Origin of the sequence: Pseudomonas sp. P8_241 (assembly GCF_034008315.1) — a bacterium.
Taxonomy (GTDB): domain Bacteria; phylum Pseudomonadota; class Gammaproteobacteria; order Pseudomonadales; family Pseudomonadaceae; genus Aquipseudomonas.
This window is the reverse complement of the sequence record NZ_CP125377.1, coordinates 1,434,968-1,460,209: the sequence shown is the minus strand read 5'-3', so window position 1 is coordinate 1,460,209 and position 25,242 is coordinate 1,434,968. Positions and strand designations below refer to the sequence as shown.

Here is a 25,242-nt window from a genome sequence, read left to right as displayed (position 1 = left end):
GACACCTTGCTAGCTGAACAGACAACGCTCTCGAATTATCCCACCTACCTAGAATAGCGCTATTCGCGCCCACCATCAGTGCTGGCCCGGTTCCAACCTTTGAGTGTGCGCTGCCTACGTAATCAGCTTGCTGAATGACCAGAGGCAATAACACGCAATTTCTCCGCCAGCCTCTCCAAAGTGTCGGGATCATTCTTAAGATGGCATTCCCAGACAATCAAAACATTCCAGCCAGCAGCTTCAAGAACATCGATGTTGGCTGAATCTCTCACTACATTCTTCTGAAATTTTTCGTTCCAGAATTCGGGGCGCGTCTTCGGAGTCGTTGAATAGACGCAACCCGGATGGCGATGCCAGAAGCAACCATGGACAAAAATACAGACTTTCAAACCAGAAAGTACAATATCAGGTTTACCCGGAAGATCTCTCCGATGGACTCGGTACCGATAGCCTCGAGCATGCAGGAATTTTCTGACCACCATTTCCGGGACCGTATTCTTACCGCGAATGCCGGACATCATCCTAGAGCGAGTTGCAGAATCAACTATGTCCATTTCAGCTCTACCTGGAGAACCTCATTGCCAACCTAGATTTAGCTGCCAACCTCATCAGATTAGGGCTCGTGAAATGGACGCCCCTCCTTGGTTACGGATGATTAGCGACCTGAAACTAGCATCCCTAGCATCCTCTGAAGACTTCAAAGTCTAGGTGCCCTAGCGTAGATCTTTGGTTTCCACAATAAAATCGCTCAACGTCATAAGCTTGTCACGAACTTCATCCGGGTACTTCGTGTGCAATGGCTTAGGCACCACCAACTTGACGTTCGCAGCCTTCATCTCGGCGAATTGGTGAGGAGAAACGCCCTCTTGAAGAGTAAACAGATGAATTCTGTCCACCCTGTTGGCTTCATTTAGAACCTGGCGCCAGCGGTCCTTGCAGGTTGTCTTGACAGCCAGCATACGCAAATTCTGATCGGGGAACGCAGGGTCATGATAATCGGCGCATGAAGGGAAGATGAAATCAGGCCGCTTGTTGCCCTCTGTTTTGCACTGAGTGCTGAACGCCACAAGCCCGAATTGTTGAAAGAGATGCTCAAGATGTATTTCAAGTGACTTTCCCGACCTTGATTTGCGGCGATTGCTGACCGAGTTCGCCATCTGCATGAACTCCTCGACCGAACCAAATCCCTTCTGGACTTGATGCAGTATGTGAAATTCTTCAATCTGACGGAACAGTTTGTATTCGTTGTCTCGCCGTTCGAGAATGAGCTCATCAGGTGTTGTCTTCGCAGAACGAAACACTGCAAGTAAATAGGTAATAATCTCTTCGCCACTAGGGAATTTATCCTCCCAAGCAATCGGAATCACAACATTGCTAGGCTTTTTATCCGGACTCGGAGCAAAGCCAGCAAACAGCCTGTCACCTCTGTCAAAAAGCGAACTGCCGGGAATTACTTCACCGATCTTGTTTTCGACAAACTCTTCCTCTTCCAAGCTTTTGCATATCCAGATATCCAAAAACTCGGAGTCTCGACCGAAATGAGGTAAATGAAATGCAAAAATCGCTAATGCCCCCGTGTTCTCGGGATCTTGGGCGGGACTGTTTTTAACGTCTGTATTCCATCTCGTCAAACGGTGTTCGTTTCGTGACCCTGGACCATCAAAATGGCGGTTATTGTAGTAAATACCTCTCAGCGTCTGCTCTGGAAAACCATGAGAGGTGATCTGCGCCGTCAGACTGCAGTCAGGATTCATACAACAAGTGCTAGAAATGGACGGTAACGCTATGTCTATAACCGCTTTGGGCACATAAATACCTACCCCGTTGCCCCCCGTGAGTCCCGTGTCGTTGGCCGAAAGTCGCTTGATGAATATCCACCATTCATCTTGATTCTTGTCTTCAATCCACTGCGAAAAGGTTGTCATGGGTAAGGTCGCTGAACAATTTGGGAGTCGAAATGAAAGTATGTCAGGAAGCTTCGCAGAATTGCTTCTGCGAGATGTTCCGACTCAGAAATTCTGTCACGACTTAAAGGCCTGAGTCACCAAACGAGCCTTAATTCAAAAGTATCCAAATAGAGATGTACGACTCATCACTCAGGAAGAGCAAACTCCAATTGAGGTTGCTCCTTATCAGCAGTTTTTTCTTTCGCAGCTAAAATTCGGTCCTTCATCAGCCGAGCCACAGCCTCAAAAACAGGGACGGCAACCGAGTTTCCGAACTGACGATACGCTTGGGTATCGGACACAGGAATCACAAATTCGCTTTCCCCCGGCTTGTCGAAGCCCATCAGACGCGAACACTCATGAGGAGTGAGCCGGCGTGGACGATTAAGCTGATTCAACTCACTGTTGAAGTCCAAAGTTTCCACGAACCCACGGTCAACCAAGATTTCCGAACCGTCTTTGTGATATCTCGCCGAGAGGGTGCGAGCCACATCGTTTGGCCCGGTCAAACCAAAGCCAAAGCCGTTGCCCTTCTCGCGATGCTTAGCAGCGTAGCGATAGAGATAATCCCAAAGCTTTGGCGTGAGGATGTATTTTTCATCCACATCCTTATCAAGCAGATCACCAAAACTAGGTCGCTGCTTCGGTATGTGCTTGCTGATGTCACGCAGTGTGAATCCTTGGTGGACGTTCAAGTCACGACGAAAACCGACCAACACGATTCGCTCGCGGTGTTGTGGAACAAAGTGCCTGGCATCGATGACCTTGGGATCAGAGCCCTTCGGCGCGTTTACATCTGCCACCTCATAACCCAGCTCGTCCAGCGCTTCGCAAATGATTCGGAACGTGTTGCCCTTGTCATGGCTTTTCAGGTTTTTCACGTTCTCAAGCAAGAATGCGGCCGGCCGTTTCGCGGCAATAATCCGCGCTACATCGAAAAACAGAGTTCCTTGGGTCTCGCATTCGAAACCGTGTTTTCGCCCTAATGAGTTCTTCTTGGAAACACCTGCAAGCGAGAACGGTTGGCATGGGAAACCCGCCAACAGGACATCGTGATCAGGAATTTCTCGATCAATGTTCTTGTAGGCTTCCTCGTCACTGATTTCAGGCTGGTCTGAAAGCGTTACCGAACGGATATCAAGATTGAAGCGGTGACGAGCCGGATCACAGAAGTGGTTCGCCTTGTAGGTTTTGACCGCGTACTTATTCCATTCGGACGTGAATAGGCATTCACCGCCGATGGCTTCAAACCCTTTTCTGATACCGCCGATACCCGCGAAGAGATCGATAAAGGTGAAGGAAGGTTTATGGTTCAAGCGCTTGGGCAACAAATCTTTCAAACGAGTGAACTCGATATGGGACAGCTTCGGCGAGGCCTTTCCTTTTATCCAACGATTAATAGTTTCACGGCACCAGTGGCTCGGGCTTACATCATTGAGAGTTTCGGCCAACTGCCCCTGATCGTAGATCTCCAACAGCTTGTGCAGCAGCGCAAGGTCAGTCACAGGATGAGAGTCAAGGTCATGGGAAGCCGAGGTCGTTTCGCTCAAGGATTCAAAAGATGGTGTTTCAAAAAGATTCATGAGCCCGAAATTCCTCTGGGTCAAAACTGTGACGAATGGTCACCATTCTAGCCCCGCAAATTTCAAAGTAAATGAAATTTCCTAGAATCCGAGTTGAATCCTAGGGACAGGGATTGTGGGTAACGGCAAAGATCAATGGCAACCGAGTACTGGATATAAACACAGCATAATTTACTCCACGCCGTTGTCCAGATTTCGTTTTGTTTCACATGCGTTAGGAAAAGTCGCTGGTTGACGACTGCCCGTGATCCTCCTACCCTCAGCTCCGAGCCTAAGAAACTCTACAAACCAGAGCGGTCCTCCGCACCCGACAGTCATGCGGCTTTTTTTCGTCTGCGGTTTCTCTACGCCTGCGAGAAAATCCCCGTTATGTCGGGAGTGGGCGAATACAAGACCCGAAAGGGGAATATGTCCGGCCCGTCTCTGGTGGGTTTCTTAGCTCCCGACACCCTTAACGAATGCCCTAAGAAAGCAGCCAGAGGTAAAGGAAATGCCTGACTATCCGACCTTCACGATGAAGGTGAATCACCCTGCCCACAGATCCAACCACGCGCTTCCGCTCCAGGAGGCACACCATGGCTGAATCACTCAAACCTAACCTTTTCACCCGTCACAACGTCCATATGCATGCCGTTCTTGTAGAGAACCAGGCTTGGTTCTGCGCGCATGATCTAGGACGACTGATGGGTAAGCACCTTGATGAACGCATGACGCGCAAGCTGGATGCAGACCAGAGGCAGATGATGCTCGTCGAGGTCTATGGCACCGACAAAGAGCGTTTGATGGTGAGCGAGTCAGGTGCGTATGCGTTGTTGATTTATCACTATTGCCCTGAGAATCGATTGCTGCGGGAGTGGCTGACTCATCAGGTGGTGCCTGCGCTGCGTGATGCGCAGCCGTCGCGTATGGTGGAGCGTCCGACGTTGAGTGTGCTCGATTGGCCGAAGATGTCGCTCTGTATGTTGCATTGGCAGGATGAGCCGTGGATTCGATTGCGGGATATGCCGTGCGTGCTGGCAGATGATCCTTTCAATCGACGTGAATCCTGGTGGCGGAAGGCATCACGGGTAATGCGTGGATACTGATTGTTTGCCCCATCCACTGCCTGAATTGCAGGCAGTGGATTTTTTGTTTTGCGCTCATATCGTCATCCGCACCATTCGGTTTGTCTGATGCTCCGCGTTGGCTGGCTTTGGGGCCGCTTCGCAGCCCAACGGGGGCAAGCCCCCTCGCCACAGGTGGGGTGCTTGGCTTGGGTACTGAGTTGACGTTGGGAGTCGCGAGCAAGCGCTCTCCCACAAGGGATCTGTGGTGGGTTAGAAACTATAGTGTTCTGTCCCTTCACAAATGCACTCAAATTCCTCAACGATATCCTCGGAAGTTTTGTCAAAATCCGTCGTCATCCGAATTTTCCCTTTCAACCGCCCCGGTTTGCGCAGCCGAGTGGTATCGACGTGAGGGAGCAGGTCCACGTAAGGCTTGCCGTCTTTTAAGATCACAACCTCGTCGCCATGCCATGCCCGCTCAGCAAGTTGAGTAAGCTGGGATTTGGCTTCGCGCATGTCTACTTGAACCCGTTCAGTCACCTGACACCTCCATGAATTAGCAACCCGAGTAAACGCTGAAAGCGTACCACTAGCTAACCATATCTCAACGCCCATCCCCCTCCTCATAACCCACCCCATAATTCGCCACATAACTATCCACAGCCGTCCCAATCGTTGGAAAAAACGCCGTCTCCCCCAACCGTGCAAACAACCCGAACCGCTTCAGCTTGTCCTTCACCGGGTCTTTCATCTCGGCAATGCACAACTCGATACCCGCCGCATGCAACGTGTCGTCCAGCTCAGCCAGCATGTCGGCGGAGGTGACGTCGACGCTGGTGACCGGTTCGGCGGCGACCACCAGCCAGCGCACGGGTGTGGGGGATGCGGCGACGGCGTCCAGGACTCGGTCGTTGAATTGTTCGGCGTTGGCGAAAAACAGTGGGGCGTCCCAGCGGAACAGGACCAGGCCGGGGATTCGGCGGGCGTCGGGGTAGCGTTTGATGTCGTGGTAGCCCTTTACGCCATCGGCGCGGCCCAGTACGGCGGAGTATGGGCGCCAGGCGTCCCAGAGGAATTCGATGATCGCGATCACGATGGCCAGGCCGATGCCTTCGATGGCGCCGAACACGGCCACGCCGACGGTGCAGACGATCGACAGCCAGCATTCCCAGCGCTGGATGCGGTAAATCCGGCGCAGGTCGCTGATTTCGATCAGGCCGATGGCCGAGGCGATCACAACGGCGGCCAGTGCACTGGACGGTAGGTGTTGCAGCAGGTCCGGTGCGACCACCAACAGCAAGGCAACCGCCAGTGCGCCGACCACGCCGGTCAGTTGGGTTTTGGCTCCGGCGGCTTCGGCCACGGGGGTTCGGGACGAGCTGCTGCTGATGGGGAAGCCCTGGAACAAACCGGCGGCGAGGTTGGCGACGCCGAGGCCCACCATTTCCTGATTCGGGTTGACGTAGGTGCGGGTGCGCGCCGCATAAACACGGGAGAGCACGCTGGTGTCGGCGAACGAGACGAGGGCGACGGCGCAACCGCCGATCAACACAGGGACGATGTCGGCGCGGGTGATCCAGGGGATGGCGAACCCGGGCAAGCCTTGCGGAAGTGAGCCGAGAACCGACACACCGGCGCGCGTCGCCAGGTCGAGGACGCCCACGGCGATGGTGGCGCCAACCACGGCGATCAGGATGCCCGGTAGTCGCGGCCAGCGTTTGAGTAGCAGGATGACCGCGAGGGTGAGCGCGCCCACAATAAAGGTGGTCCAGTTGGTTTTTCCGTCCATCACCGCTGTAACGATGGCCCAGATGTTTCTCAATGGGCCGTCGGACTCAATCGAGAAACCGAACATTTTCGGCATTTGGCTGATCAATACGGTCAGCGCGATGCCGTTCATGTAGCCGTAGCGAATCGGTTTGGAGAGCAGCTCGGTGATGAATCCCAGGCGCGCCAGACCGGCCAGGATGCACACCGCCCCCGAGACCAGCGCCATCATGCCCGCCAACGCGACGGCGCGCTGTGGGTCGCCCCCGGAGAGTGGAATGATGACTGCCAGGATGACCGCTACGAGTGAGGAATCCGGCCCCATCACCAGAATGCGGCTGGGGCCGAACAAGGCGTAGGCCAGCAGCGGAACGATGGTCGCGTACAGGCCATAAATGCCGGGCACGCCCGAGGCCACTGCGTACGCAATGCCGACCGGCACCAGCATCGTGGTCAGCACCAGGCCGGCCACGATGTCGTAGCGCAACCAACTCAATTGATACTCACGCAGCATGATCAGCCCCGGCAGCCAACGGCGCCAACCGGTCTGTTCATCCCTGCGGGCTATCCGGCCCGGTTCCGGGAGTGGAGGCGAATCATCTGTCTGGCTCATGGTTTCGCCCTTAATAATCAGTGTGTCATGCCGCAACCGTGCACAGCGGCGGCGAAATGACCTGAGTGTAGCTATTGCCCGGAACGCGCCATAAGCTGATCACTTAAAGGCCAAAGAACCCCACCATGAAATTCGATCTCGCCTACTGCCTCAGCCTCAACGACAAGTTGTCGATCTATGACGTACGTGATCTGAATTTTGACGAAACGGTGGCGTTCGACTCGGCCAAGGAACACTTCCAGTGCCCCAACGATGCCTGTCGCGCAGCCTTCGATGTGGCGAATGAGCTGGGGACGCTCAACGCCAAGAATGTGAATTACGTACGCACGCCGCACTTCAAGAACCTGCCGACAACGCGGCATGCCGATGGCTGCCCTTATGTCAGCCTGAAGGCGCCAGCGTCGGGTGTGGACGCGGAAACGGATGACAGCCGTGAGGAACATTTCCCGTCGGAATTGTTACTGACTCGACGCGAATATGTGCGCAAGCCGTCCCGCCCAGCAGGAAGTGCAGACGTTCAACGGGATGAGCCCGTGGTTCCTTCGGCGATCAGCAACACCGATCAGCCAAGTCGCGACTCCGCCCCCGACAAGACCAGCGTCTTCGTCCATCCGGTAGAGTGTTTCGTGTCGAATTTCGAAGACAAGGAACTGCTCAAGCGCATGCCACTGAAGATTGGTGAGCACACGGCGCCTTATGCGTCGTTCTTCAAGAAAATCGAATACCTGCAAGACAACAAGGGCCTGATTTACTGGGGCAAGATCAAGCAGATCAAGGACTACACCCAAAGCTTTCGTATCGATTTCGAGAAGAAGGTCTGGTTCGAGAAGAAGCCATATTCGGTCAATGTTTACCTGAGCAAGAAGCTGATCGACACCTACCGCAAGCGCAAGGCGTTCCTCGAGGAGATCAAGCATGCGATCGAGAGCGGGCAGGCGTTGTATTGCTTCTTCTATGGCGTGACGCCGGAGTTGAAGCAGGTGCCAAGCAAGAAAAACCCCGAGCAGACGTTCGGGGTGTTCAGCGCAAACATTGAGAATCTGGATCACTTTATCGTGCGGGAGGCGCCGGGGTTGGCGGACAAATAAGCGCCGTGCCGTTTGTCTGGCTGAAATGAAAAATCAAAAATTGCATTTGATTCGGGCTCAAAACAACTGTACAAAAACACAGTGCATTTTGAATCAACTCTCTCGAGCCCGGAGAACACCATGGCCTCTCAAGCGATGAAAATCACCCTGGAACGTATCGCCCTCTTCCAATTCACCCCCGCCCACTGCGCCCAGGCCCGAGCGATGCTGGGCTGGAGTGTGGAGACGTTGTCCCGTGAAGCCGGTGTTTCGGCAAATGCGATTGAACGCTTCGAGGCGCGTCAGGACGTGCTGGATGTCACACGGTTGGCGCTGGCCTATCGGTTTGAATCTGAGGGACTGGTGTTCTTCCCGGGGTTTGCACCGGGGCGCGGGATGAATGTGAGAGGGTCTACGCCGAACCCGGTTGGGCGGGCGGATTTTGCGATGGTCGAATGAGCGCTTGGCGCGGGCCGCTAAACAGCAAGCGGCCCGATGCAGTACCTCACGTGTTCTGCACCACCACCCGTTCATTCTCCTCTTCCATCACCAACCACCAAGCCTCACCACGCTTCGGATGCATCAGGTTGAACGCCTCGCCCATCTGCGGCGTGGTGATCGATACGTTGCGTTCCCAGGCCAGGGCCAGGATGCGATCGAAGGGTTCGTACCAGGCGTGGGTCGACAGGTCGAAAGTGCCATTGTGGATCGGAAACAGCCAGCGGCCCTTGAGGTCGAGGTGGGCTTGCAGGGTTTGTTCGGGTTGCATGTGCACGTGCGGCCAGTCGACGTTGTAGGCGCCGGTTTCCATCAGGGTCAGGTCGAACGGGCCGTACTGTTCGCCGATGCGTTTGAAGCCATCGAAATAGCCGCTGTCGCCGCTGAAGAAGATTCGCGTATCGCCGTCGATCATCACCCATGAGGCCCAAAGGGTGCTGTTGCTGTCGAACAACCCACGACCGGAAAAGTGTTGCGACGGGGTGGCGATGAACTGGATGCCGTCGATTTCTGTGCCTTGCCACCAATCGAATTGACGGACTTTGCTGGCATCGATGCCCCATTTGATCAGCGTGTCGCCTACGCCCAGCGGTGTCAGGAAGTGCTTGGTCTTGTCTGCCAGTTTCAGCACGGCCGCATGATCCAGGTGATCATAGTGGTCGTGGGACAGGATCACCGCTTCGATCGGTGGTAAGTCTTCCAGGCTGATCGGTGGCTGGTGAAAACGCTTGGGCCCGGCCCATTGAATGGGTGACGCGCGTTCGGCGAAGACCGGGTCGGTAATCCAGAATTTGTCGCGCAGCTTGAGTAATACAGTGGAATGGCCGAGTCGGTAGACGCTGTGGTTCGGCGCGGCGATCAACGCTTCTTGGGTCAGGGGTTGCACCGGCACAGGTGCGCTCGGGCGAGTGTTGCGCGGTTTGTGAAACATGGCGTTCCACAGGATGCCCATGGTTTTACCGAAGCTCAAACGCTGAATTGGCGTGTGGTTCTGGTACTGCCCTTGAGCCTTTCGGGACGCTTCTGGTGTGGAGGCGTTATCCGCCGGGGACATTGAATTGGCCATGACTGAATGACTCCAGAAAAAACGCATGCAACGCGGTTTTCCGTTTTGGGACGATAAATGGCCAAAGCACGCACGCATCAGCCGAACACTCTATTTTTACTGTGCAGGATTAACAAAACATTACACTGCACAGTGTAGTTTCAAGGTTGCATCAAAGCCGATGCCAAGTAAACTGGTGAGTGTAATTTTACTGTCCATCCTGCCGAAGCGTATTTATGACAGCTCCACAGCGCCTCACTGACCGAAAACGCGAAGCCATCATTCAGGCGGCGATTGCCGAGTTTCGCGACAACGGTTTCGAGATCACCAGCATGGACAGGATTGCCGCCACTGCCGGCGTGTCGAAGCGCACGGTGTACAACCACTTCCCCAGCAAGGAAGAGTTGTTTGCCGAAATCCTCAACCAGTTATGGGTACGAGTGACGGCGGAACAGGAAACGTCCTACCGCCCTGATGAGCCCTTGCGCGACCAATTACGCCAATTGCTGATCGCGAAATTGCAAATGCTGAGCGATGACAATTTTCTCGATCTGGCACGAGTCGCCATCGCTGCGACCATCCATTCTCCCGAGCGCGCCCAAAGCATGGTTTGCCGAATAGGTGAACGCGAAGAAAATCTGACTGCGTGGATTCGTGCGGCTCAGGCCGATGGGCGGCTAAAAGCCGTTGCTCCCGAGTTTGCCGCGCAGCAGGTTCATGGATTGCTCAAATCCTTTGCATTCTGGCCGCAGATTTCCATGGGCATGCCCAGCTTGTCGGCTGAGATGCAAAGCACGGTGGTGGAGTCGGCGCTGGATATGTTTCTGGCCTGTTACCAGCAGTGATAAATGACAAGTTCGGCTGCTGAATAAAGCGGCCGTGACTCTCAAGTTTACCGTTGCAATGTATTTCAGAGCGGGCCGCCATCGCTAGCAGGCTAGCTTCCACAGGGGATTTATGAGCGCCACAGATCCAGTGTGGGAGCTAGCCTGCTAGCGATGAGGCCCGTCCAATCATCACAAAACCTCAACCCCGCACCAAACTCCGCACCGCCGAAATTTCCGGCACATCCCGACGGTTCATATACACCCGCAACGGTTGGGTAATGTTGATCCGGTCATCGATGTTCTGGTCCAGCAGTAACTGAATCAACTCACGCTTGAGGGTCATCGATTGCGAGGGGCCCACAGCCCAGACAAACTCGCTAGTGGGGATAATGCCGTCATCCGCCACGTCCATGCCGAACGAATCTTCACTGAAGCGCACGATGTAATGGCCGGTCTTGCGGTTGAGGCCGACGAAACCCTTGAGTTGGTCGGCAGCCTGGCAGATGAGCTGGGAAGTGATGCGCATGGTAAACCTCACAGGGTGATCGTTGGTTTACACGCAGAGCAGGCATGGTGATTTCCCTCTGCCGGGGAAGTTGCGAGCAAGCGTACTGCAAACAGGCGCATAAAAGTGCTGACGAACATCAGCTTTAAGCAGGTTTATGTCGGTCTCGCGATAGCGCCCGCAACGCTCAGTTGTTAAAAGGGACGTCTTTGAAAATCATCGCGAAAGGATCTCGACCATGCCTTCAACCATCACTAAAAGCGCCCTGCTGCTGAGCATGCTGCTTGGCCTCAGCCAGGCACAGGCGTCCAGCGAGCCAAGCCCGGCAGCGCTGGCCTCGCGTTCAGGCATCCCGCACCCGGCAGTGATTGCCCACCGTGGCGCGTCTTTCGATGCCCCGGAGTCCACCGCCGCCGCGTACAAACTCGCCCGCGATCTGGGCGCCGATTACCTGGAACTGGACCTGCAACGCAGTAAGGATGGCGTGCTGTTCGCCCTGCACGATAACGACCTGCAACGCACCTCCGACGTTGCCAGCAAGTTCCCCGAGCGCAAGGACAGCCCAGCCAACGCGTTCACCATGGCCGAGCTGAAAACCCTGGATGCCGGCAGCTGGTTCAACTCCGCGTACCCGGATCGCGCGCGTGCGTCCTACGTGGGCCTGAAAATTCTGACCCTCGATGAAATCATCGACATCGCACAAGGCAACTCGCTGCACAAGCCTGGCCTGTACATCGAAACCAAGGAGCCCAAGCAGTTTCCCGGCATCGAGCATGACCTGAAAAAGAAACTGCAGGACCGTGGCTGGCTAAGCCCGGCCGGTTCGAAACTGGCGAAAAGCGAGCTAGCCGTGGGTCAGGGCAAAGGCAAGGTGATCCTGCAAACCTTCGAGAAAAGCAGCCTCGAACTGCTGCAAAAGGAAATGCCTCAGGTACCGAAGATTCTGTTGCTGTGGGTCGCAGAAGGCAGCATCGAGCCGGAGTCGAAAGTCTCGTTTGCCGAGTCCGGTGAGCATGACAAAGCCGCTTACTATGCCAAACAGCACCCCAAGGACAAAGCCGAGTTCCAGCGCTGGGTCGACTACGCCAAAACCCAGGGCGCCATCGGCACCGGCCCTTCCGCAGCGCTCACCCACGGTGGCGATCAGAGTTACTCGGACCTGGTACAACCGTGGATGAACCAGTACACCCACGAACAGGGCTTGCTGGTTCACGTCTACACCATCGACGATGCGGTGGATTACCAGAAAGTCATGGACGCCGGTGTCGACGGTATCTTCACCAACCGCGCCAGCGAACTGCTGAAGTTCTACAAACGCCCGGCCGCCGCCAGCGTGACGCAGGTACTGCAGAACAACGGTTACTAGGACTGACGCAAAATCTGTAAGAGCGTGGTGTGCCCGCGAAGGGGCCATCCGCTCCAACATCAACGTTGATGTCCACGCTCCCACAGTTATTGATGCAAGACATGTAGGAAAATTTAAGGGTGGATTAAGTTACACCGGCTAACCTGATCTCACTTAAACAGCTCAACAAGGAAAGACACCATGAAGACTCTGACTGCCCTGTTCACCGCTGCAGCCATGACGCTCACTGCTGGCCTGGCCCAGGCCAAAGATGTTCCCGTCGATCAGATTCCTCAACTGGTCAAGGACGGCAAGATCAAGCCGCTCGAAGAGCTGAATCAGATCGTGATGAAGCTGCACCCGGGCGCCACCATTACCGACAGCGACCTGGACAAACACTCCACCATTTACGAATACGAAGTCGAACTGCGTGACGCTCAGAATGTTGAATGGGACGTGGACCTGAACGCTACTACCGGCGAAGTCCTGAAGAACAAAAAAGACGACTGATGCATAACGCCTTGTAGGAGCCGGCTTGCTGGCGATGAACGATGACGCGATAAACTTGATGTCCGTGTTGCCTGGATCGCCAGCAAGCCGGCTCCTGCAAGGTCCGTGAGAATGTGATGTTGTCACACAACAAAAAGCCGCACGATCTTCCGATCTTGCGGCTTTTTTCGTCTTGACTACTCAGGCCATCACGCCCTCAGACGTGCCGTCACCTCATTCAACTGCCCCGACAAACCATGCAGGTTGTGACTCGCCGCTTCGGTGCGCTGCACGTTATCCAGATTGGTGCTGGCGATGCTGGTGATCTCGGTGAGGTTGCGCGAGATGTCTTCGGCCACCGAGGTCTGCTCTTCGGCAGCGGTGGCGATCTGGCGATTCATGTCGCGGATCGCCTCCACGGCCAGGGTGATGCGCTCCAGCATGGCACCGGCCTGGGTCACTTGCTCAACGCTTTCATCGCTGCGCGCCTGTCCGCTTTCAATCGCCTGAGCCGCATCGATCGCGCCGGTCTGCACGGTTTGAATGATCTGGTTGATCTCGATGATCGATGCCGCCGTGCGCTGGGCCAGGCTGCGCACTTCATCGGCCACCACCGCGAAACCACGCCCGGCTTCACCGGCACGGGCCGCTTCGATGGCAGCGTTGAGCGCCAGCAGATTGGTCTGTTCGGCAATGCCGCGGATCACTTCCAGCACTTTGCCGATGCGACCGCTGTCGGTTTCCAATTGGCGGATCACGTTGGCAGTGTTGGTGATTTCACCGCGCATCTGGGTGATGGTGTGAATCGTGCCCTGCATGACTTTTTCGCCCTGCTGCGCGTTCTGGTCGGCGTCGTCCGCTGCCCGTGCTGCATCGGCCGCATGACGCGCCACTTCCTGTGCGGTGGCAGACATTTCGTTCATCGCCGTGGCCACCTGATCGGTGCGATTGAACTGCTCGTTGGTGCCACCCGCCATCACGGTCGCAATCGAGTTCAGCTCACCGCTGGCGCTGTCCAGGTCCGAAGCACTGCGCTGCAAACGGCTGAAGGTTTCAGCGAGAAAATCGCGCAGTGTGTTGGCAGCCATTGCCAGTTTTCCCAGTTCATCCTGACGGTGACTGGACACGCGCTCAGCGATACGGCCCTGACTAAGCTGGGCAACATAATCGATCAACTGGCGAATCGGCTCGACCAGGTTGCGATTGACCAGCCACAGGCTCAGCAGGCCAATCAACAACCCCGAGGCCAGCATGACAACGATGCCCAGCCATACCGTGCGATCGGCACTGGCACTGATCAGCGTCGATTGCTCCGCGCCCTGCTTGCGTAACGCGCTGACCAGTTCGCTCATCTGATCGCTGGCCGCACGGTCCACGCCCTTCAGCGCTGCGTCACCGGCCGCCGGGTCACCGCCTGCTGCCACAAAGGCATCACGACCCTTCTGATAGGCCGCCCCCAGCAAACGGTGCTCGTCACGCAAGCGTTCGATACGGGTCTTGAGTTGCGGCTCGATGCCCTTTTGTCCGGCCAGTTCGCCAAGGATGTTCTGCACGTCGCGCTGTCGGTCTTCGAATTGCGCCCAGTACTTGTTCAGGTCTGCCGGCTGCTTGCCACGCAGCAGGACGTTTTTCCACTCCTGAACCTGCACCTTGAATTGCAGGTTGGCTTCATCGATTAATTGCGAGGTATGCAGCGGACCTTCGATCAAATTGGCGTAGTTCTGCACACCACTGGACAGAAAATGAAAGCAGCTCAGTGCGATCAACAGCGTCGCGATCAGACTACCGCTCAGCAGGGCGAGAATTTGCGTTCTCAGGGACTTTTGCAAAAGCATCGAAGGGTACTCATGGCAGGAATGAGGCACGCCCGGTTAAGGCGTGAAAATGTCCGGACTTCTTTGTCTACGGTCTCGGCGGGTCGCCGTCGGCGCGCAACTTGACCCAAACGTAATCGGCGTGCCAGAGCGGTTCTTGAGAAAATACCGACCGCCGGTAGCGTTGCGACTGCGGTCTTTTTACTGTCATGAAAACGTCATCTGCGCTTGCGATGATGCCGCTCAGGTGAACCTGTAAAACCTGCGACAGGCGCTTTCCTTTGCGAGCACTCATGAATCACAGCATCGATCAAAGCCATCGGGATCCCGATCTGTTCGGCCTGCTTTATGGATTCAGTTTTCGCCCAGGTGAACGCGGCCGGGAAATCGACTCGGCCGAGGCGTTGCGATGTCTGCAACAGCCGGAGGACGACGAGCAGTTTCTCTGGCTACACCTGAACCTCGCCCACGCCGCGTGCGAGCGCTGGATGAAAAGTCATCTGGAGCTGCCCGATGAGTTTTTCGAAGCACTGCACGAAGGCTCGCGTTCGACACGTATCGAGCACGTCGACTCGGCGCTGCTGGCGGTGGTCAACGATGTAGTGTTCAACCTCAGCAGCATGGTCTCCTCCGATGTCTCGACGTTATGGGTATGCGCCCGTAGCCGTCTGATCATCAGTGCGCGTCTGCAACCGCTGCACTCGGTGGATAAGTTGCGCTCGTCGGTCAAGGCCGGTGAACGCTTTCGTTCGCCTCTGGAACTGCTGGTGCATCTGCTGCGCGACCAGGGCGAAGTACTGACTCAGATCGTGCGCAAGACCAGCCTGAGCGTGGATCAGGTCGAAGACCAATTGCTGTCCTCGCGACCGTCGACCAATCGGGCAGAGCTGGGGGCCAACCGTCGGGTGCTGGTGCGCCTGCAACGGTTGCTGGCGCTGGAGCCGGGGTCATTGCTGCGTCTGCTCAACCGTCCACCGCAATGGCTGCAAAAGGAGGACGTGAAAGAGCTGCGCAAGTCCACCGAGGAGTTTGCCCTGATCATCAATGACCTCACGGCGCTGGGTGAACGGATCAAGCTGTTGCAGGAAGAAATTGCCGCCAACCTCAACGAACAAAGTAACCGCACGCTGTTCACCTTGACGGTGGTGACGGTGCTGGCCTTGCCAATCAACATCATTGCCGGTTTCTTCGGCATGAACGTCGGTGGTGTGCCGCTCTCCCAGGATCCGGAGGGATTCTGGATTCTGGTGGCACTGGTGGCAACGTTCACCGTGATTGCCGGACGCTGGGCATTTCGCAAGCGACAGGATTACTGAACGTCCGTGAAACCTGTAGGAGCGAGCTTGCTCGCGAAAAACCAAACGGCACCGCTGGGTGCCAGGTTTCAAGCGTTATCGTTCACGACCATCGCGAGCAAGCTTGCTCCTACAGGAATGCATTTCAGATTAACGGAATTGCAAACAACCCAAACACTGACCTAAAGCAGTCTCCCTGTAACATTTCGCAATGATCATGACCAACACTCCTTCCCTTCTCAGGAATGTCAGGCATGGCCACCCCCTCCTTCACCGCCTCCCCGGCGCCAGCTGGCAGCGCCAAGCTGCAACTCGATAAAAAACCCGGCTTGCTGACTATCGTGGTGTTTTTTGCCGTACTGGGCATCGGCTTGCTATTCACCGCTTACAGCCTGATGCACGACATGCGCGAACTGGGCACCGTGGTGACCACATGGACACCGTTTCTGCTGCTGGGTGTGGCGCTGCTGATTGCGCTGGGCTTCGAGTTCGTCAACGGCTTCCACGACACCGCCAACGCAGTGGCCACGGTGATTTACACCAACTCGCTGCCGCCGAACTTCGCCGTGGTCTGGTCCGGATTCTTCAACTTCCTCGGGGTGTTACTGTCCAGCGGTGCAGTGGCCTTCGGCATCATCGCCCTGCTGCCGGTGGAATTGATTCTGCAGGTTGGGTCATCGGCTGGTTTCGCCATGATCTTCGCCCTGCTCATCGCGGCCATCCTGTGGAACCTTGGCACCTGGTGGCTGGGGCTGCCGGCGTCCTCATCGCACACGTTGATCGGTTCGATCATCGGTGTCGGTGTTGCCAACGCGCTGATGCATGGACGCGACGGCACCAGCGGCGTGGATTGGGCACAGGCGACCAAGATTGGTTATGCACTGCTGCTTTCGCCTTTGGTCGGTTTCGGCTTTGCTGCCCTGTTGTTGTTGGCCCTGCGCGCTTTCGTCAAGAACCGTGCGCTGTACAAAGAACCCAAAGGCGATACCCCGCCACCGTGGTGGATTCGCGGCCTGCTGATCCTGACGTGCACCGGTGTGTCCTTCGCCCATGGTTCCAACGACGGCCAAAAAGGCATGGGCCTGATCATGTTGATTCTGGTCGGCACCCTGCCAATGGCTTACGCACTGAACCGCGCCATGCCCGCCGATCAAGCGTTGCAATTCGCTGCCGTCGCGCAAGTTACCCAACAAGCGCTGGTGAAAGCGGCACCGCAACCGGCACCCGCCGACCCGCGCTCAGTGCTGTCCGAATACGTACGAAGCAAAGACGCGACACCGCAACTGGTGCCTGCGCTCGCCGCATTGACCGGTAGCATTGGCGCCGAAGTAAAAGGTTACGGGTCGCTGTCGAAAGTCCCGGCTGAAGCCGTGAGCAACGTGCGTAACGACATGTACCTGGCCAGCGAAACCATTCGCCTGATGGACAAGAACAAAGTCGTCAACTTCGACGCCGACACCAGCGACAAGCTGCAACTGTTCAAACAACAGATCGACAACTCCACGCGATTCATTCCGTTGTGGGTGAAGATCGCGGTGGCCATTGCTCTGGGCCTGGGCACCATGGTCGGCTGGAAACGCATCGTGGTGACCGTCGGCGAGAAGATCGGCAAGACCCACCTGACCTACGCACAGGGCGCCTCGGCGGAAACCGTGGCCATGCTGACCATCGGCGCTGCCGACATGTTCGGCCTGCCGGTGTCGACCACTCATGTCTTGTCCTCAGGCGTGGCCGGGACCATGGTTGCCAATGGCGGTGGCTTGCAGATGAAGACTATCCGCAATCTGCTGATGGCCTGGGTGCTGACCTTGCCGGCGGCGATTGTGCTGTCGGGCAGTTTGTATTGGTTGTTCACCCAGTTGTTCTAAATGGCCCCCTGTAGGAGCTGGCTTGCCAGCGAAGACGGCCTGGCAGGATCCGTATCCAGTGGCTGAAAGACCGCATGGTCAGAGCGCCGGCGATGAAGGGTGCGATGGAATTGCTGACGCATTATCAGGCCAAGGAACGGGGTGCCTGCAACATCACGGCGAACAACACCGCGCAGGGCCGCGCCGGTTTGCCGGATGACATTGGCGCTGCAATTGCGCTGCTTTTGACGCAGGGGAGTCAGTGGATCAATGGTCAGCGAGTGGAAGCGTCAGACGGGATGTTTTTGTCAGGCAAAAAAAGAGATCGCAGCCTGCGGCAGCTCCTACCGAGGTTGCGATCTTTGCTTTATTCCACACAAGCGCGCTGCATGACCATCCGTTCCCGCACCACGTCATACACCCAGTGATAGATGTAGGTGTACGGCAGGAAGAACAGCAACACGCCGATGTCCAGCAAAAACGCCTGCCACAGGCTGACACTCAGCCACCAGGCAATCAGCGGCACGCCCATCGCCACCAGACCGCCTTCAAACAGCAACGCATGCACGACGCGGGTCCAGGCCGTGTGCGCAATGGCAAAGCGCTTGAGCGCACGGTCGAACATCCCGTTGAATACTACGTTCCAGGCCAGAGCCAGGGCGGCAATGAGGACGGTCACCATACCCATTTCCAGCATCGGCTTGTCCATGATCCACGCCAGCAACGGGGTACAAATGACGATGGCCAGCAGTTCAAAGCCCATGGCCTGGAAAATTCGTTCGGTGATGGATTTGTTGGCGCTCATGGCCTGACTCCTTGAGGAACTTGATGACTGACTGTGGTTGCCATGATCCGTCATCACATCGATACTTCATAATCAATAACCATCGATCAAGGCGATAGTTCATGGCCTCTCACGAAGTGCTGCTGGCGTTTGTCGAAGCCGCTACCCAAGGTTCGTTTTCCGCTGCGGCGCGCAAGCTCGGCCGCAGTCAGTCGACCATCAGCGCGGCAGTTGCAAGCCTGGAGATCGATCTGAACCTGACCCTGTTCGACCGCAGCAGCCGCAAGCCGAGCCTGACGCCGGCCGGTCACGTCATGTTGCAACGGGCCGAAGAGATTCTCGCGGCCACCAGCCGTCTGGAAATGACTGCCAGCCAACTGTCCCAAGGGGTCGAAGCCAAGCTGACCGTGGCGCTTTCCGACACCTATCAGTCGGACCGTTTCGAGGGCGCACTCAGTGCGTTCGAGCAGCGCTACCCTGACCTCGAGCTCGAATGCCTGATCGCCGAATGCGATGACTTGGTGGCGCTGGTACAGAGCGGCCGCGCGAATGTGGCCTTCGCCGAAATGCAGGAAAGCTACCCGCCGGACCTTGTCAGTTCGACCGTGGATGAGCGCACCGAGATCGCCTTGTTCGTGTCGCCCCAGCACCCGCTGGCGGCGCAGAAAACCATTCATCAGGACCAGCTCTATCAGCACCGCGAGTTGCGCCTGGCGACCATCGTCAATCCGTATGAAAGTCGGGCGAAGGGCCGCGTCTGGTCGGCGCCGAGTTATCTGATGCTGCTGGAAATGGCCCAGGGCGGTTTCGGCTGGGCGCCATTGCCCCGCTGGCTGGTAGAGCGTTTCGGGCCGGGTACATTGCAGGAACTGGAGGTACGTGGCTGGCCGAAAACGGTGTCGGTGGATGCTCTGTGGTCGCGTCTGAACCCGCCTGGACCGGCGGGGAGTTGGCTGCTCGGCAGGATGCTGGAATAACGGGGCGACCCATCGCGGGTTATCATACGCGACTCCGTCCTGCCTCGAATCCAGACCATGACTTACAGCGTTTCCCCCATCGGCTTCGTGCGCTCCTGCTTCAAGGAGAAATTTGCGATTCCGCGCCAGCCGCAACTGGCACCGGCCGCTCGCGGCGTCCTGGAACTGGTAACGCCCTTCGATCAGGGTGACGCGGTGCAGGGACTGGAGCAGGTCAGCCATGTCTGGCTGTTGTTCCTGTTCCATCAGGCCCTGGAAGAAAAACCACGCCTGAAGGTGCGCCCGCCTCGCCTCGGCGGCAACAAGTCCATGGGCGTGTTTGCCACGCGCGCCACGCATCGCCCCAATGGCATCGGGCAGTCCGTGGTCAAACTGGACAAGGTCGAAGCCAATCGTCTGTGGGTCTCCGGCATCGATCTGTTGGACGGCACACCGGTGCTCGACATCAAACCCTACGTGCCGTACGCCGACATTATCGATTCGGCGTCCAACAGCATCGCCAGCGCGGCGCCACAGTTGATTGCCGTGCACTGGGCAGACTCGGCGCTGCAACAGGCTCACGAACACGCCCTGCGTCTTGGTGAGCCGTTGGTTGAGCTGATTGAGCAGTGCCTGGCGCAAGACCCGCGCCCGGCGTACCAGACGCCTGCACCGCAGAGAGAATACGGTGCGCAGTTCTGGGACGTGGATGTGCGCTGGCATTACCCGACGCCAGAGATGATTCGGGTGCTAGAGGTCATCCCCGCAAACGCATAATCCGCAAAAACGAAAAAGCCCGCGCTGCCTTCTCAGGCTGCGCGGGCTTTTTTGTTGAGTCCTGTAGGAGCGAGCTCGCTCGCGATGGTCGTTAACGATGACGCGAACTAACTGAATGAATGCGGTGCACTCAAGCCCTTCGCTGGCAAGCCAGCTCCTACAGGTGACCTTCGGTCACTTCTCGACGAACGCACGCTCGATCAGGTAATCACCCGGCTCGCGCATCCGCGGCGAGACTTTCAGGCCGAAGCTGTTAAGCACTTCGCTGGTCTCATCGAGCATGCTTGGGCTGCCGCACAGCATGGCGCGGTCGTCCTGCGGGTTGATCGGCGGCAGACCGATGTCGCTGAACAGCTTGCCACTGCGCATCAGGTCGGTCAGGCGACCTTCGTTCTCGAACGGTTCGCGGGTCACGGTCGGGTAGTAGATCAACTTGTCACGCAGCGCATCACCGAAGAACTCGTTCTGCGGCAGGTGCTCGGTGATGAACTCGCGGTAAGCGACTTCGTTGACGTAACGCACGCCGTGGCACAGGATCACTTTTTCGAAACGCTCGTAGGTTTCCGGGTCCTGGATGACGCTCATGAACGGCGCCAGACCGGTACCGGTGCTGAGCAGGTACAAATGTTTGCCAGGTTTCAAGTCATCCAGCACCAGCGTGCCGGTAGGCTTCTTGCTGATGATGATCTCGTCGCCTTCCTTCAGGTGCTGCAACTGGGAAGTCAGCGGACCATCCGGCACCTTGATGCTGAAGAACTCGAGATGCTCTTCCCAGTTCGGGCTGGCAATCGAGTAAGCGCGCATAAGCGGGCGGCCATTGGGCTGTTGCAGGCCGATCATCACGAACTGACCGTTCTCGAAGCGCAGGCCCGGATCGCGGGTGCACTTGAAGCTGAACAGAGTGTCGTTCCAGTGATGAACACTGAGGACACGCTCGTGGTTCATGTTGCTCATGTACGTGGGACTCCTGGAAATTAGGTCTGCGCTAGCTCATTAGGACGAGCGCTGCGGCGCGCAATTGCATCGCATTCTAATAGCGACGACAATATCTGTTAACTGGATTATTAAGATAAGGGTTATCGGTTATATCGATATGCGATTTACTCTTCGTCAACTACAAGTCTTCGTCGCCGTTGCCCAGCAGGAAAGCGTATCCCGTGCTGCGGGCTTGCTCAACCTCTCGCAATCGGCGGCGAGCACCTCGATCACCGAACTGGAGCGCCAATGCAGCTGCCAGTTGTTCGACCGTGCCGGCAAACGACTGAGCCTCAATGCGCTGGGCAAGCAACTGCTGCCGCAAGCTGTCGCCCTGCTGGACCAGGCCAAGGAAATCGAGGACCTGCTCAATGGCAAATCGGGTTTCGGCTCGCTAGCGGTGGGCGCGACGCTGACCATCGGCAACTACCTGGCGACCCTGCTGATCGGCAGCTTCATGCAGCGCCATCCGGAAAGCCAGGTAAAGCTGCACGTACAGAACACTGCCAATATCGTGCAACAAGTGGCTCACTACGAAATTGACCTGGGTCTAATCGAAGGCGATTGCAGCCACCCGGACATCGAAGTACAGAGCTGGGTTGAAGACGAATTGGTGGTGTTTTGCGCCCCGCAGCATCCGTTGGCCAAGCGTGGCTCCGCGACCATGGACGAATTGAGCCACGAAGCGTGGATCCTGCGTGAGCAAGGTTCAGGCACACGGCTGACCTTCGACCAGGCCATGCGCCACCATCGCAGCTCGTTGAATGTCCGCCTGGAGCTGGAACACACCGAGGCAATCAAGCGCGCGGTGGAGTCAGGTCTGGGGATTGGCTGTATATCGCGGCTGGCATTACGCGATGCATTCCGCCGCGGCAGTCTCGTCGCGGTGGAAACGCCGGATCTGGACCTGTCGCGGCAGTTTTACTTCATCTGGCACAAACAGAAATACCAGACCTCGGCGATGCGCGAGTTCCTCGATCTGTGCCGCGCCTTCACCGCCGGGGTCCAGCGCAGCGACGAGATCGTGCTACCCAACATCGCTTAAAGCAGAATGACGGCCCACACCAGGGCGATCATGGTTAACGCCACGAATTGCGCGGCGCTGCCCATGTCCTTGGCGTTCTTGGACAGCGGGTGCAGCTCAAGGGAAATGCGGTCGATGGCTGCTTCCACGGCCGAGTTGAGCAGTTCGACGATCAACGCCAGCAGGCATACCGCAATCAGCAATGCCTGCTCGACCCGGCTGACACTGAGGAAGAACGACAACGGAATCAGAATGACGTTGAGCAACACCAGCTGCCGAAAAGCGGCTTCACCGGTGAAGGCTGCGCGCAGGCCGTCCAGCGAGTAACCGGAGGCGTTGAGGATGCGTTTAAGGCCGGTCTGGCCTTTGAAAGGTGACATAGAGTAGGCAACTGACTTAGAGAAGTGGGAAAGCTAGATTAACCAAAGTCAAAAAAGCGTGAAGCGGCCAACCATCAATGGCTGGAAATTGACTCAAGTTGTTGCAAGAGCAACGCGGCCTGAGTCCGGGTCCGTACATTCAGCTTACGGAAAATCGCGGTCACGTGCGCCTTGATCGTCGCCTCGGAAACACTCAATTCGTAAGCAATCTGTTTATTCAACAAGCCTTCGCAGACCATGGTTAGCACTCGGAATTGCTGTGGTGTCAGGCTGGCGAGTCCCTCACTGGCAGCCTTGGCTTCATCGGAAACACTGACCGATTCGAACGCCTGTGGAGGCCAGAAAACATCACCGTCAAGCACCGCACGCACGGCTTTCTGGATCACACCCAGATCGCTGGACTTGGGGATAAAACCGCTGGCCCCGAATTCACGGGATTTGACCATGATGGTCGCTTCTTCCTGGGCCGAGACCATGACCACCGGAATTTGCGGGTACTGCCCACGCAACAGAACCAGCCCGGAAAAACCGTAGGCGCCCGGCATGTTCAGATCCAGCAGCACCAGATCCCAATCGGCTTTTTCGGTGAGGCGGGTTTCCAGTTCGGCAATGCTCGCCACTTCTACCAGTCGGACATCCGGACCAAGGCCCAACGTCAACGCCTGGTGCAAGGCACTTCGAAAAAGTGGGTGGTCATCGGCAATCAGGATTTCGTATGTGGCCATTTATCAAATGATCCTGTTTTTCATGGGACGTCCGATGCATTCGGACCTCGCCAAAGCAACGCCAGGCACAGCCACACAGCTGCACTGACAAGGCACGCTCAACGCTAATAGCGGCGCTGAAAACTCTGGTCGCACCCTAATCGGCGCCAAGCATGCCCAGCGAAGCCGGGGTGGTCAAGCAGCATGGCCAGTACACTTTATTGCAGTATGCGCGACAATCAGCCCGGTGATGGCGTTGTCGGCTGAACATAGGGCATCAACTCGGCGTGTGCGGGAGTCGAGACGTTCATTTCCAGTTGATGCTTGGCATCGAGATAATGCTGGCTGAACACGTCGAAGTAAGCGTCCAGTGCCGACGCTGCGTCCGTATCGCCCGCAAGATCAAGGCACAACGCCGCGACTTCCGCCGTGCACAGGTGCTCGCTGCGCGTTGATCGACGCAACCGGTAGCGGGACAGTTTTTCGGGCAGCAGGCTAAGAATCGGCAAGTTATCGAAGTAAGGACTTTTTCGGAAAATCTTCCGGGCTTCGGTCCAGGTCGCATCCAGCAGGATGAAGAGCGGTCGTTTATCGCTGTCGACATCAACGCTATTGGTCACGCGCTCCGGCGCAACATACTCGCCGGGGAACACCAGATAAGGCTGCCATTGCGGGTCGGACAACAGCACGAGCAATTGCGGATCGATTTCAGTGCGCGACCAGATGAATGCGTGATTGTCCGCGACCACATCGGCGATCAGCCACCCGGTATTACTCGGCTTGAAGACTTCCTTGTTGGTCATGATCAGGCAAACACCGGAGCGAGTCTGGACCTTGGGACGCCAGGCGCACAGGCAGTGGCTCTGGATCACCCGACAGTCATGGCAACGCGGTGCCCGCCAGCCACGGGCCTGAATCGGCTTGATACCCTCTTCTTCGCGCTGGTCACGCAGGCGGGCTACGGCGTTGGGGGCATGACTCATCGCTGGCAGTACCGGAGGGAAAGGAAAATCGACACGAAAAACACTCGGCAGGGCAAATAGATCGGGCAGTTTACCAGACCGGTTAGCGCAAGCCTGTACCGTCCGGGCCTGCTCTCCTATAATTCGCCGCCACTGAACGCACAGTCACGTGATGGGTCAAACCTGCCATCACCGCCCCAGGAGAGTTTCATGCTGCGCCTTATCGTTCCCACCGCTGCCATTCTGCTGGCGTCGTCCTTCAACGCTCAAGCTGCGTCCTTGAGTGAGCAGAATCTGAACAGAGAGCTGCGAAATGTCGCCGCACAAAGCAGCGTCGGCACTCCACGGGCGATCAATGAAGACATTCTCGATCAGGGCTACACAGTCGAAGGCAATGTATTGATCAACCACTTGAGCGTACAAAGCAGTCACGCCAACAAAATGCGCGCCGATCCCAAAGCCGTGTACTTCCAGTTGGGCGCGTCTGTCTGCAACAACCCGTCCTACCGCAAGTTGATGGCCAAGGGCGCGGTCATGCGTTACGACTTCACCGAAGTCAAAACCAATCGTGCGGTCGGCTCTGCGAGCTACCAGGAATCGGATTGCCCGAAAGCGCCGTCGAAGAAAAAGTAATCACCGGGAATTGGCGCGTCGCTGTTCATCCTCGGCGCGCAATTCTGCCACCAGTGCCTGCAAGTAATGCGACCGATGCTCACTGCCCCGCAAACGTTGGCAGCACTCCTCCTCAAGACTCAAATGGTGGGTCTCGGCTGATGACTTCAGCAATCGATACAGCTGCGTATCGATCTCCAGAATGACTCTGGTCATGGCTTCCCGCCTCCCTGCACCTCACTCGTATCGAGCGATAAATCCTTGAAAAGCTTGTCTCGTGCGTCCTGCCGTTGACGCAACGTTGTCGAGGGATACCTGTTACTTAGTAAATCAGAATGATGGGCAGTCGACGCGCGATCAGACGAGCGGCGAAACTACGTT

At 56.7% G+C, this 25,242-nt stretch carries 26 protein-coding genes and 1 pseudogene; 13 read left to right on the top strand and 14 right to left on the bottom strand.

All coding sequences use genetic code 11. The annotated features are described in order from the left end of the window. Positions 1-122: 122 nt before the first annotated feature. From QMK58_RS06500 to dcm, 3 genes are all read right to left on the bottom strand, one after another. The gene (locus QMK58_RS06500; RefSeq protein WP_320396022.1) at positions 123-554 is read right to left on the bottom strand and encodes a very short patch repair endonuclease; all 432 of its coding nucleotides are present in this window, start codon (positions 552-554) and stop codon (positions 123-125) included. Between the two features lie 159 nt (positions 555-713). Then, positions 714-1,925, bottom strand: a complete 1,212-nt coding sequence (locus tag QMK58_RS06495) for a type II restriction endonuclease (RefSeq protein ID WP_320396021.1) — start codon at positions 1,923-1,925, stop codon at positions 714-716. 167 nt (positions 1,926-2,092) lie between these two features. Then, complete coding sequence (gene dcm, locus QMK58_RS06490) at positions 2,093-3,529, bottom strand: DNA (cytosine-5-)-methyltransferase (RefSeq protein ID WP_320396020.1); 1,437 nt, start codon at positions 3,527-3,529, stop codon at positions 2,093-2,095. 575 nt (positions 3,530-4,104) lie between these two features. Between dcm and QMK58_RS06485 the strand changes: the two genes are divergently transcribed. Then, positions 4,105-4,614 (top strand): Bro-N domain-containing protein, encoded by a 510-nt coding sequence (locus QMK58_RS06485; RefSeq protein WP_320396019.1) that lies wholly within the window; start codon positions 4,105-4,107, stop codon positions 4,612-4,614. Positions 4,615-4,845: 231 nt separating this feature from the next. Here QMK58_RS06485 and QMK58_RS06480 read toward each other — a convergent pair whose 3' ends face one another. Both QMK58_RS06480 and QMK58_RS06475 read right to left on the bottom strand, forming a co-directional pair. Then, positions 4,846-5,115, bottom strand: a complete 270-nt coding sequence (locus QMK58_RS06480) for a type II toxin-antitoxin system prevent-host-death family antitoxin (RefSeq protein ID WP_320396018.1) — start codon at positions 5,113-5,115, stop codon at positions 4,846-4,848. Positions 5,116-5,179: 64 nt separating this feature from the next. After that, positions 5,180-6,955: a SulP family inorganic anion transporter gene (locus tag QMK58_RS06475; RefSeq protein ID WP_320396017.1), complete on the bottom strand. Its 1,776-nt coding sequence runs from the start codon at positions 6,953-6,955 to the stop codon at positions 5,180-5,182. 125 nt (positions 6,956-7,080) lie between these two features. Here QMK58_RS06475 and QMK58_RS06470 point away from each other — a divergent pair, with 125 nt between their 5' ends. Together QMK58_RS06470 and QMK58_RS06465 are read left to right on the top strand one after the other, a co-directional pair. Continuing rightward, positions 7,081-8,043 (top strand): hypothetical protein, encoded by a 963-nt coding sequence (locus QMK58_RS06470; RefSeq protein WP_320396016.1) that lies wholly within the window; start codon positions 7,081-7,083, stop codon positions 8,041-8,043. A gap of 120 nt (positions 8,044-8,163) precedes the next feature. Beyond that, positions 8,164-8,481, top strand: coding sequence for a helix-turn-helix transcriptional regulator (locus tag QMK58_RS06465; RefSeq protein ID WP_053159495.1), 318 nt, complete (start codon positions 8,164-8,166; stop codon positions 8,479-8,481). 46 nt (positions 8,482-8,527) lie between these two features. Here the strand turns inward: QMK58_RS06465 and QMK58_RS06460 are convergent, their stop codons facing one another. After that, complete coding sequence (locus QMK58_RS06460; RefSeq protein WP_320396015.1) at positions 8,528-9,586, bottom strand: MBL fold metallo-hydrolase; 1,059 nt, start codon at positions 9,584-9,586, stop codon at positions 8,528-8,530. A gap of 215 nt (positions 9,587-9,801) precedes the next feature. Here QMK58_RS06460 and QMK58_RS06455 point away from each other — a divergent pair, with 215 nt between their 5' ends. Beyond that, positions 9,802-10,410, top strand: a complete 609-nt coding sequence (locus QMK58_RS06455; protein ID WP_320396014.1) for a TetR/AcrR family transcriptional regulator — start codon at positions 9,802-9,804, stop codon at positions 10,408-10,410. 181 nt (positions 10,411-10,591) lie between these two features. Here QMK58_RS06455 and QMK58_RS06450 read toward each other — a convergent pair whose 3' ends face one another. Beyond that, a complete protein-coding gene (locus QMK58_RS06450) occupies positions 10,592-10,918 on the bottom strand; it encodes a DUF2025 family protein (protein WP_053159504.1) in 327 nt (108 codons plus the stop codon). A gap of 217 nt (positions 10,919-11,135) precedes the next feature. Here QMK58_RS06450 and QMK58_RS06445 point away from each other — a divergent pair, with 217 nt between their 5' ends. Both QMK58_RS06445 and QMK58_RS06440 read left to right on the top strand, forming a co-directional pair. Beyond that, the gene (locus QMK58_RS06445; RefSeq protein WP_320396013.1) at positions 11,136-12,263 is read left to right on the top strand and encodes a glycerophosphodiester phosphodiesterase; all 1,128 of its coding nucleotides are present in this window, start codon (positions 11,136-11,138) and stop codon (positions 12,261-12,263) included. Positions 12,264-12,443: 180 nt separating this feature from the next. Beyond that, a complete protein-coding gene (locus QMK58_RS06440; RefSeq protein ID WP_053159508.1) occupies positions 12,444-12,752 on the top strand; it encodes a PepSY domain-containing protein in 309 nt (102 codons plus the stop codon). A 188-nt stretch (positions 12,753-12,940) separates the two neighbouring features. Here the strand turns inward: QMK58_RS06440 and QMK58_RS06435 are convergent, their stop codons facing one another. Next, positions 12,941-14,566 carry a methyl-accepting chemotaxis protein gene (locus tag QMK58_RS06435; RefSeq protein WP_320396012.1) on the bottom strand — a complete coding sequence of 542 codons (1,626 nt, stop codon included), beginning with the start codon at positions 14,564-14,566 and terminating at the stop codon, positions 12,941-12,943. Between the two features lie 272 nt (positions 14,567-14,838). On the opposite strand from QMK58_RS06435, the gene QMK58_RS06430 reads away from it, so the two are divergent. The 3 genes and pseudogenes from QMK58_RS06430 to QMK58_RS06420 all read left to right on the top strand — a co-directional run. Next, positions 14,839-15,861 (top strand): transporter, encoded by a 1,023-nt coding sequence (locus tag QMK58_RS06430; RefSeq protein WP_320396011.1) that lies wholly within the window; start codon positions 14,839-14,841, stop codon positions 15,859-15,861. 233 nt (positions 15,862-16,094) lie between these two features. Beyond that, positions 16,095-17,708 (top strand): inorganic phosphate transporter, encoded by a 1,614-nt coding sequence (locus tag QMK58_RS06425; protein ID WP_053159515.1) that lies wholly within the window; start codon positions 16,095-16,097, stop codon positions 17,706-17,708. Positions 17,709-17,797: 89 nt separating this feature from the next. Then, a pseudogene (locus QMK58_RS06420) lies at positions 17,798-17,995 on the top strand (short-chain dehydrogenase); the annotation flags it as partial. Positions 17,996-18,054: 59 nt separating this feature from the next. Here the strand turns inward: QMK58_RS06420 and QMK58_RS06415 are convergent. Continuing rightward, positions 18,055-18,492, bottom strand: a complete 438-nt coding sequence (locus QMK58_RS06415) for a multidrug/biocide efflux PACE transporter (protein ID WP_053159517.1) — start codon at positions 18,490-18,492, stop codon at positions 18,055-18,057. 101 nt (positions 18,493-18,593) lie between these two features. On the opposite strand from QMK58_RS06415, the gene QMK58_RS06410 reads away from it, so the two are divergent. Then, positions 18,594-19,448: a LysR family transcriptional regulator gene (locus QMK58_RS06410; RefSeq protein WP_320396010.1), complete on the top strand. Its 855-nt coding sequence runs from the start codon at positions 18,594-18,596 to the stop codon at positions 19,446-19,448. 57 nt (positions 19,449-19,505) lie between these two features. After that, on the top strand, positions 19,506-20,204 hold the full coding sequence (tsaA, locus tag QMK58_RS06405; RefSeq protein ID WP_320396009.1) for a tRNA (N6-threonylcarbamoyladenosine(37)-N6)-methyltransferase TrmO: 699 nt from the start codon (positions 19,506-19,508) through the stop codon (positions 20,202-20,204). 174 nt (positions 20,205-20,378) lie between these two features. Here the strand turns inward: tsaA and fpr are convergent, their stop codons facing one another. Beyond that, positions 20,379-21,158: a ferredoxin-NADP reductase gene (gene fpr / locus QMK58_RS06400; protein ID WP_008054100.1), complete on the bottom strand. Its 780-nt coding sequence runs from the start codon at positions 21,156-21,158 to the stop codon at positions 20,379-20,381. 139 nt (positions 21,159-21,297) lie between these two features. Between fpr and QMK58_RS06395 the strand changes: the two genes are divergently transcribed. Then, on the top strand, positions 21,298-22,224 hold the full coding sequence (locus QMK58_RS06395; protein ID WP_053159521.1) for a LysR family transcriptional regulator: 927 nt from the start codon (positions 21,298-21,300) through the stop codon (positions 22,222-22,224). Here the strand turns inward: QMK58_RS06395 and QMK58_RS06390 are convergent. The 3 genes from QMK58_RS06390 to QMK58_RS06380 form a co-directional block, all read right to left on the bottom strand. Further along, positions 22,221-22,583, bottom strand: a complete 363-nt coding sequence (locus tag QMK58_RS06390) for a diacylglycerol kinase (protein ID WP_053159523.1) — start codon at positions 22,581-22,583, stop codon at positions 22,221-22,223. The genes QMK58_RS06395 and QMK58_RS06390 overlap by 4 nt on opposite strands. Positions 22,584-22,657: 74 nt before the next feature. Continuing rightward, complete coding sequence (gene erdR, locus QMK58_RS06385; protein WP_053159525.1) at positions 22,658-23,308, bottom strand: response regulator transcription factor ErdR; 651 nt, start codon at positions 23,306-23,308, stop codon at positions 22,658-22,660. A 218-nt stretch (positions 23,309-23,526) separates the two neighbouring features. After that, entirely contained in the window at positions 23,527-24,270 is a 744-nt protein-coding gene (locus tag QMK58_RS06380) for a tRNA-uridine aminocarboxypropyltransferase (RefSeq protein ID WP_053159527.1), read from the bottom strand. Positions 24,271-24,459: 189 nt separating this feature from the next. On the opposite strand from QMK58_RS06380, the gene QMK58_RS06375 reads away from it, so the two are divergent. Next, complete coding sequence (locus QMK58_RS06375) at positions 24,460-24,882, top strand: PA3611 family quorum-sensing-regulated virulence factor (RefSeq protein WP_053159529.1); 423 nt, start codon at positions 24,460-24,462, stop codon at positions 24,880-24,882. Here the strand turns inward: QMK58_RS06375 and QMK58_RS06370 are convergent, their stop codons facing one another. Next, positions 24,883-25,077: a hypothetical protein gene (locus tag QMK58_RS06370; RefSeq protein ID WP_053159531.1), complete on the bottom strand. Its 195-nt coding sequence runs from the start codon at positions 25,075-25,077 to the stop codon at positions 24,883-24,885. Between the last annotated feature and the right edge of the window lie 165 nt (positions 25,078-25,242).

What these genes read in the sequence shown, in the direction of transcription:
- QMK58_RS06450 (WP_053159504.1), bottom strand. Translation starts at nt 10,918, where the DNA reads ATGCGCATCACTTCCCAGCTCATCTGCCAGGCTGCCGACCAACTCAAG.
- QMK58_RS06440 (WP_053159508.1), top strand. Translation starts at nt 12,444, where the DNA reads ATGAAGACTCTGACTGCCCTGTTCACCGCTGCAGCCATGACGCTCACT.
- QMK58_RS06380 (WP_053159527.1), bottom strand. Translation starts at nt 24,270, where the DNA reads ATGAGTCATGCCCCCAACGCCGTAGCCCGCCTGCGTGACCAGCGCGAA.
- QMK58_RS06470 (WP_320396016.1), top strand. Translation starts at nt 7,081, where the DNA reads ATGAAATTCGATCTCGCCTACTGCCTCAGCCTCAACGACAAGTTGTCG.
- QMK58_RS06465 (WP_053159495.1), top strand. Translation starts at nt 8,164, where the DNA reads ATGGCCTCTCAAGCGATGAAAATCACCCTGGAACGTATCGCCCTCTTC.
- QMK58_RS06485 (WP_320396019.1), top strand. Translation starts at nt 4,105, where the DNA reads ATGGCTGAATCACTCAAACCTAACCTTTTCACCCGTCACAACGTCCAT.
- QMK58_RS06455 (WP_320396014.1), top strand. Translation starts at nt 9,802, where the DNA reads ATGACAGCTCCACAGCGCCTCACTGACCGAAAACGCGAAGCCATCATT.
- dcm (WP_320396020.1), bottom strand. Translation starts at nt 3,529, where the DNA reads ATGAATCTTTTTGAAACACCATCTTTTGAATCCTTGAGCGAAACGACC.
- QMK58_RS06370 (WP_053159531.1), bottom strand. Translation starts at nt 25,077, where the DNA reads ATGACCAGAGTCATTCTGGAGATCGATACGCAGCTGTATCGATTGCTG.
- QMK58_RS06495 (WP_320396021.1), bottom strand. Translation starts at nt 1,925, where the DNA reads ATGACAACCTTTTCGCAGTGGATTGAAGACAAGAATCAAGATGAATGG.
- QMK58_RS06500 (WP_320396022.1), bottom strand. Translation starts at nt 554, where the DNA reads ATGGACATAGTTGATTCTGCAACTCGCTCTAGGATGATGTCCGGCATT.
- QMK58_RS06435 (WP_320396012.1), bottom strand. Translation starts at nt 14,566, where the DNA reads ATGCTTTTGCAAAAGTCCCTGAGAACGCAAATTCTCGCCCTGCTGAGC.
- QMK58_RS06445 (WP_320396013.1), top strand. Translation starts at nt 11,136, where the DNA reads ATGCCTTCAACCATCACTAAAAGCGCCCTGCTGCTGAGCATGCTGCTT.
- tsaA (WP_320396009.1), top strand. Translation starts at nt 19,506, where the DNA reads ATGACTTACAGCGTTTCCCCCATCGGCTTCGTGCGCTCCTGCTTCAAG.
- QMK58_RS06430 (WP_320396011.1), top strand. Translation starts at nt 14,839, where the DNA reads ATGAATCACAGCATCGATCAAAGCCATCGGGATCCCGATCTGTTCGGC.
- QMK58_RS06390 (WP_053159523.1), bottom strand. Translation starts at nt 22,583, where the DNA reads ATGTCACCTTTCAAAGGCCAGACCGGCCTTAAACGCATCCTCAACGCC.
- QMK58_RS06460 (WP_320396015.1), bottom strand. Translation starts at nt 9,586, where the DNA reads ATGGCCAATTCAATGTCCCCGGCGGATAACGCCTCCACACCAGAAGCG.
- QMK58_RS06425 (WP_053159515.1), top strand. Translation starts at nt 16,095, where the DNA reads ATGGCCACCCCCTCCTTCACCGCCTCCCCGGCGCCAGCTGGCAGCGCC.
- QMK58_RS06475 (WP_320396017.1), bottom strand. Translation starts at nt 6,955, where the DNA reads ATGAGCCAGACAGATGATTCGCCTCCACTCCCGGAACCGGGCCGGATA.
- fpr (WP_008054100.1), bottom strand. Translation starts at nt 21,158, where the DNA reads ATGAGCAACATGAACCACGAGCGTGTCCTCAGTGTTCATCACTGGAAC.
- QMK58_RS06395 (WP_053159521.1), top strand. Translation starts at nt 21,298, where the DNA reads ATGCGATTTACTCTTCGTCAACTACAAGTCTTCGTCGCCGTTGCCCAG.
- erdR (WP_053159525.1), bottom strand. Translation starts at nt 23,308, where the DNA reads ATGGCCACATACGAAATCCTGATTGCCGATGACCACCCACTTTTTCGA.
- QMK58_RS06375 (WP_053159529.1), top strand. Translation starts at nt 24,460, where the DNA reads ATGCTGCGCCTTATCGTTCCCACCGCTGCCATTCTGCTGGCGTCGTCC.
- QMK58_RS06410 (WP_320396010.1), top strand. Translation starts at nt 18,594, where the DNA reads ATGGCCTCTCACGAAGTGCTGCTGGCGTTTGTCGAAGCCGCTACCCAA.
- QMK58_RS06415 (WP_053159517.1), bottom strand. Translation starts at nt 18,492, where the DNA reads ATGAGCGCCAACAAATCCATCACCGAACGAATTTTCCAGGCCATGGGC.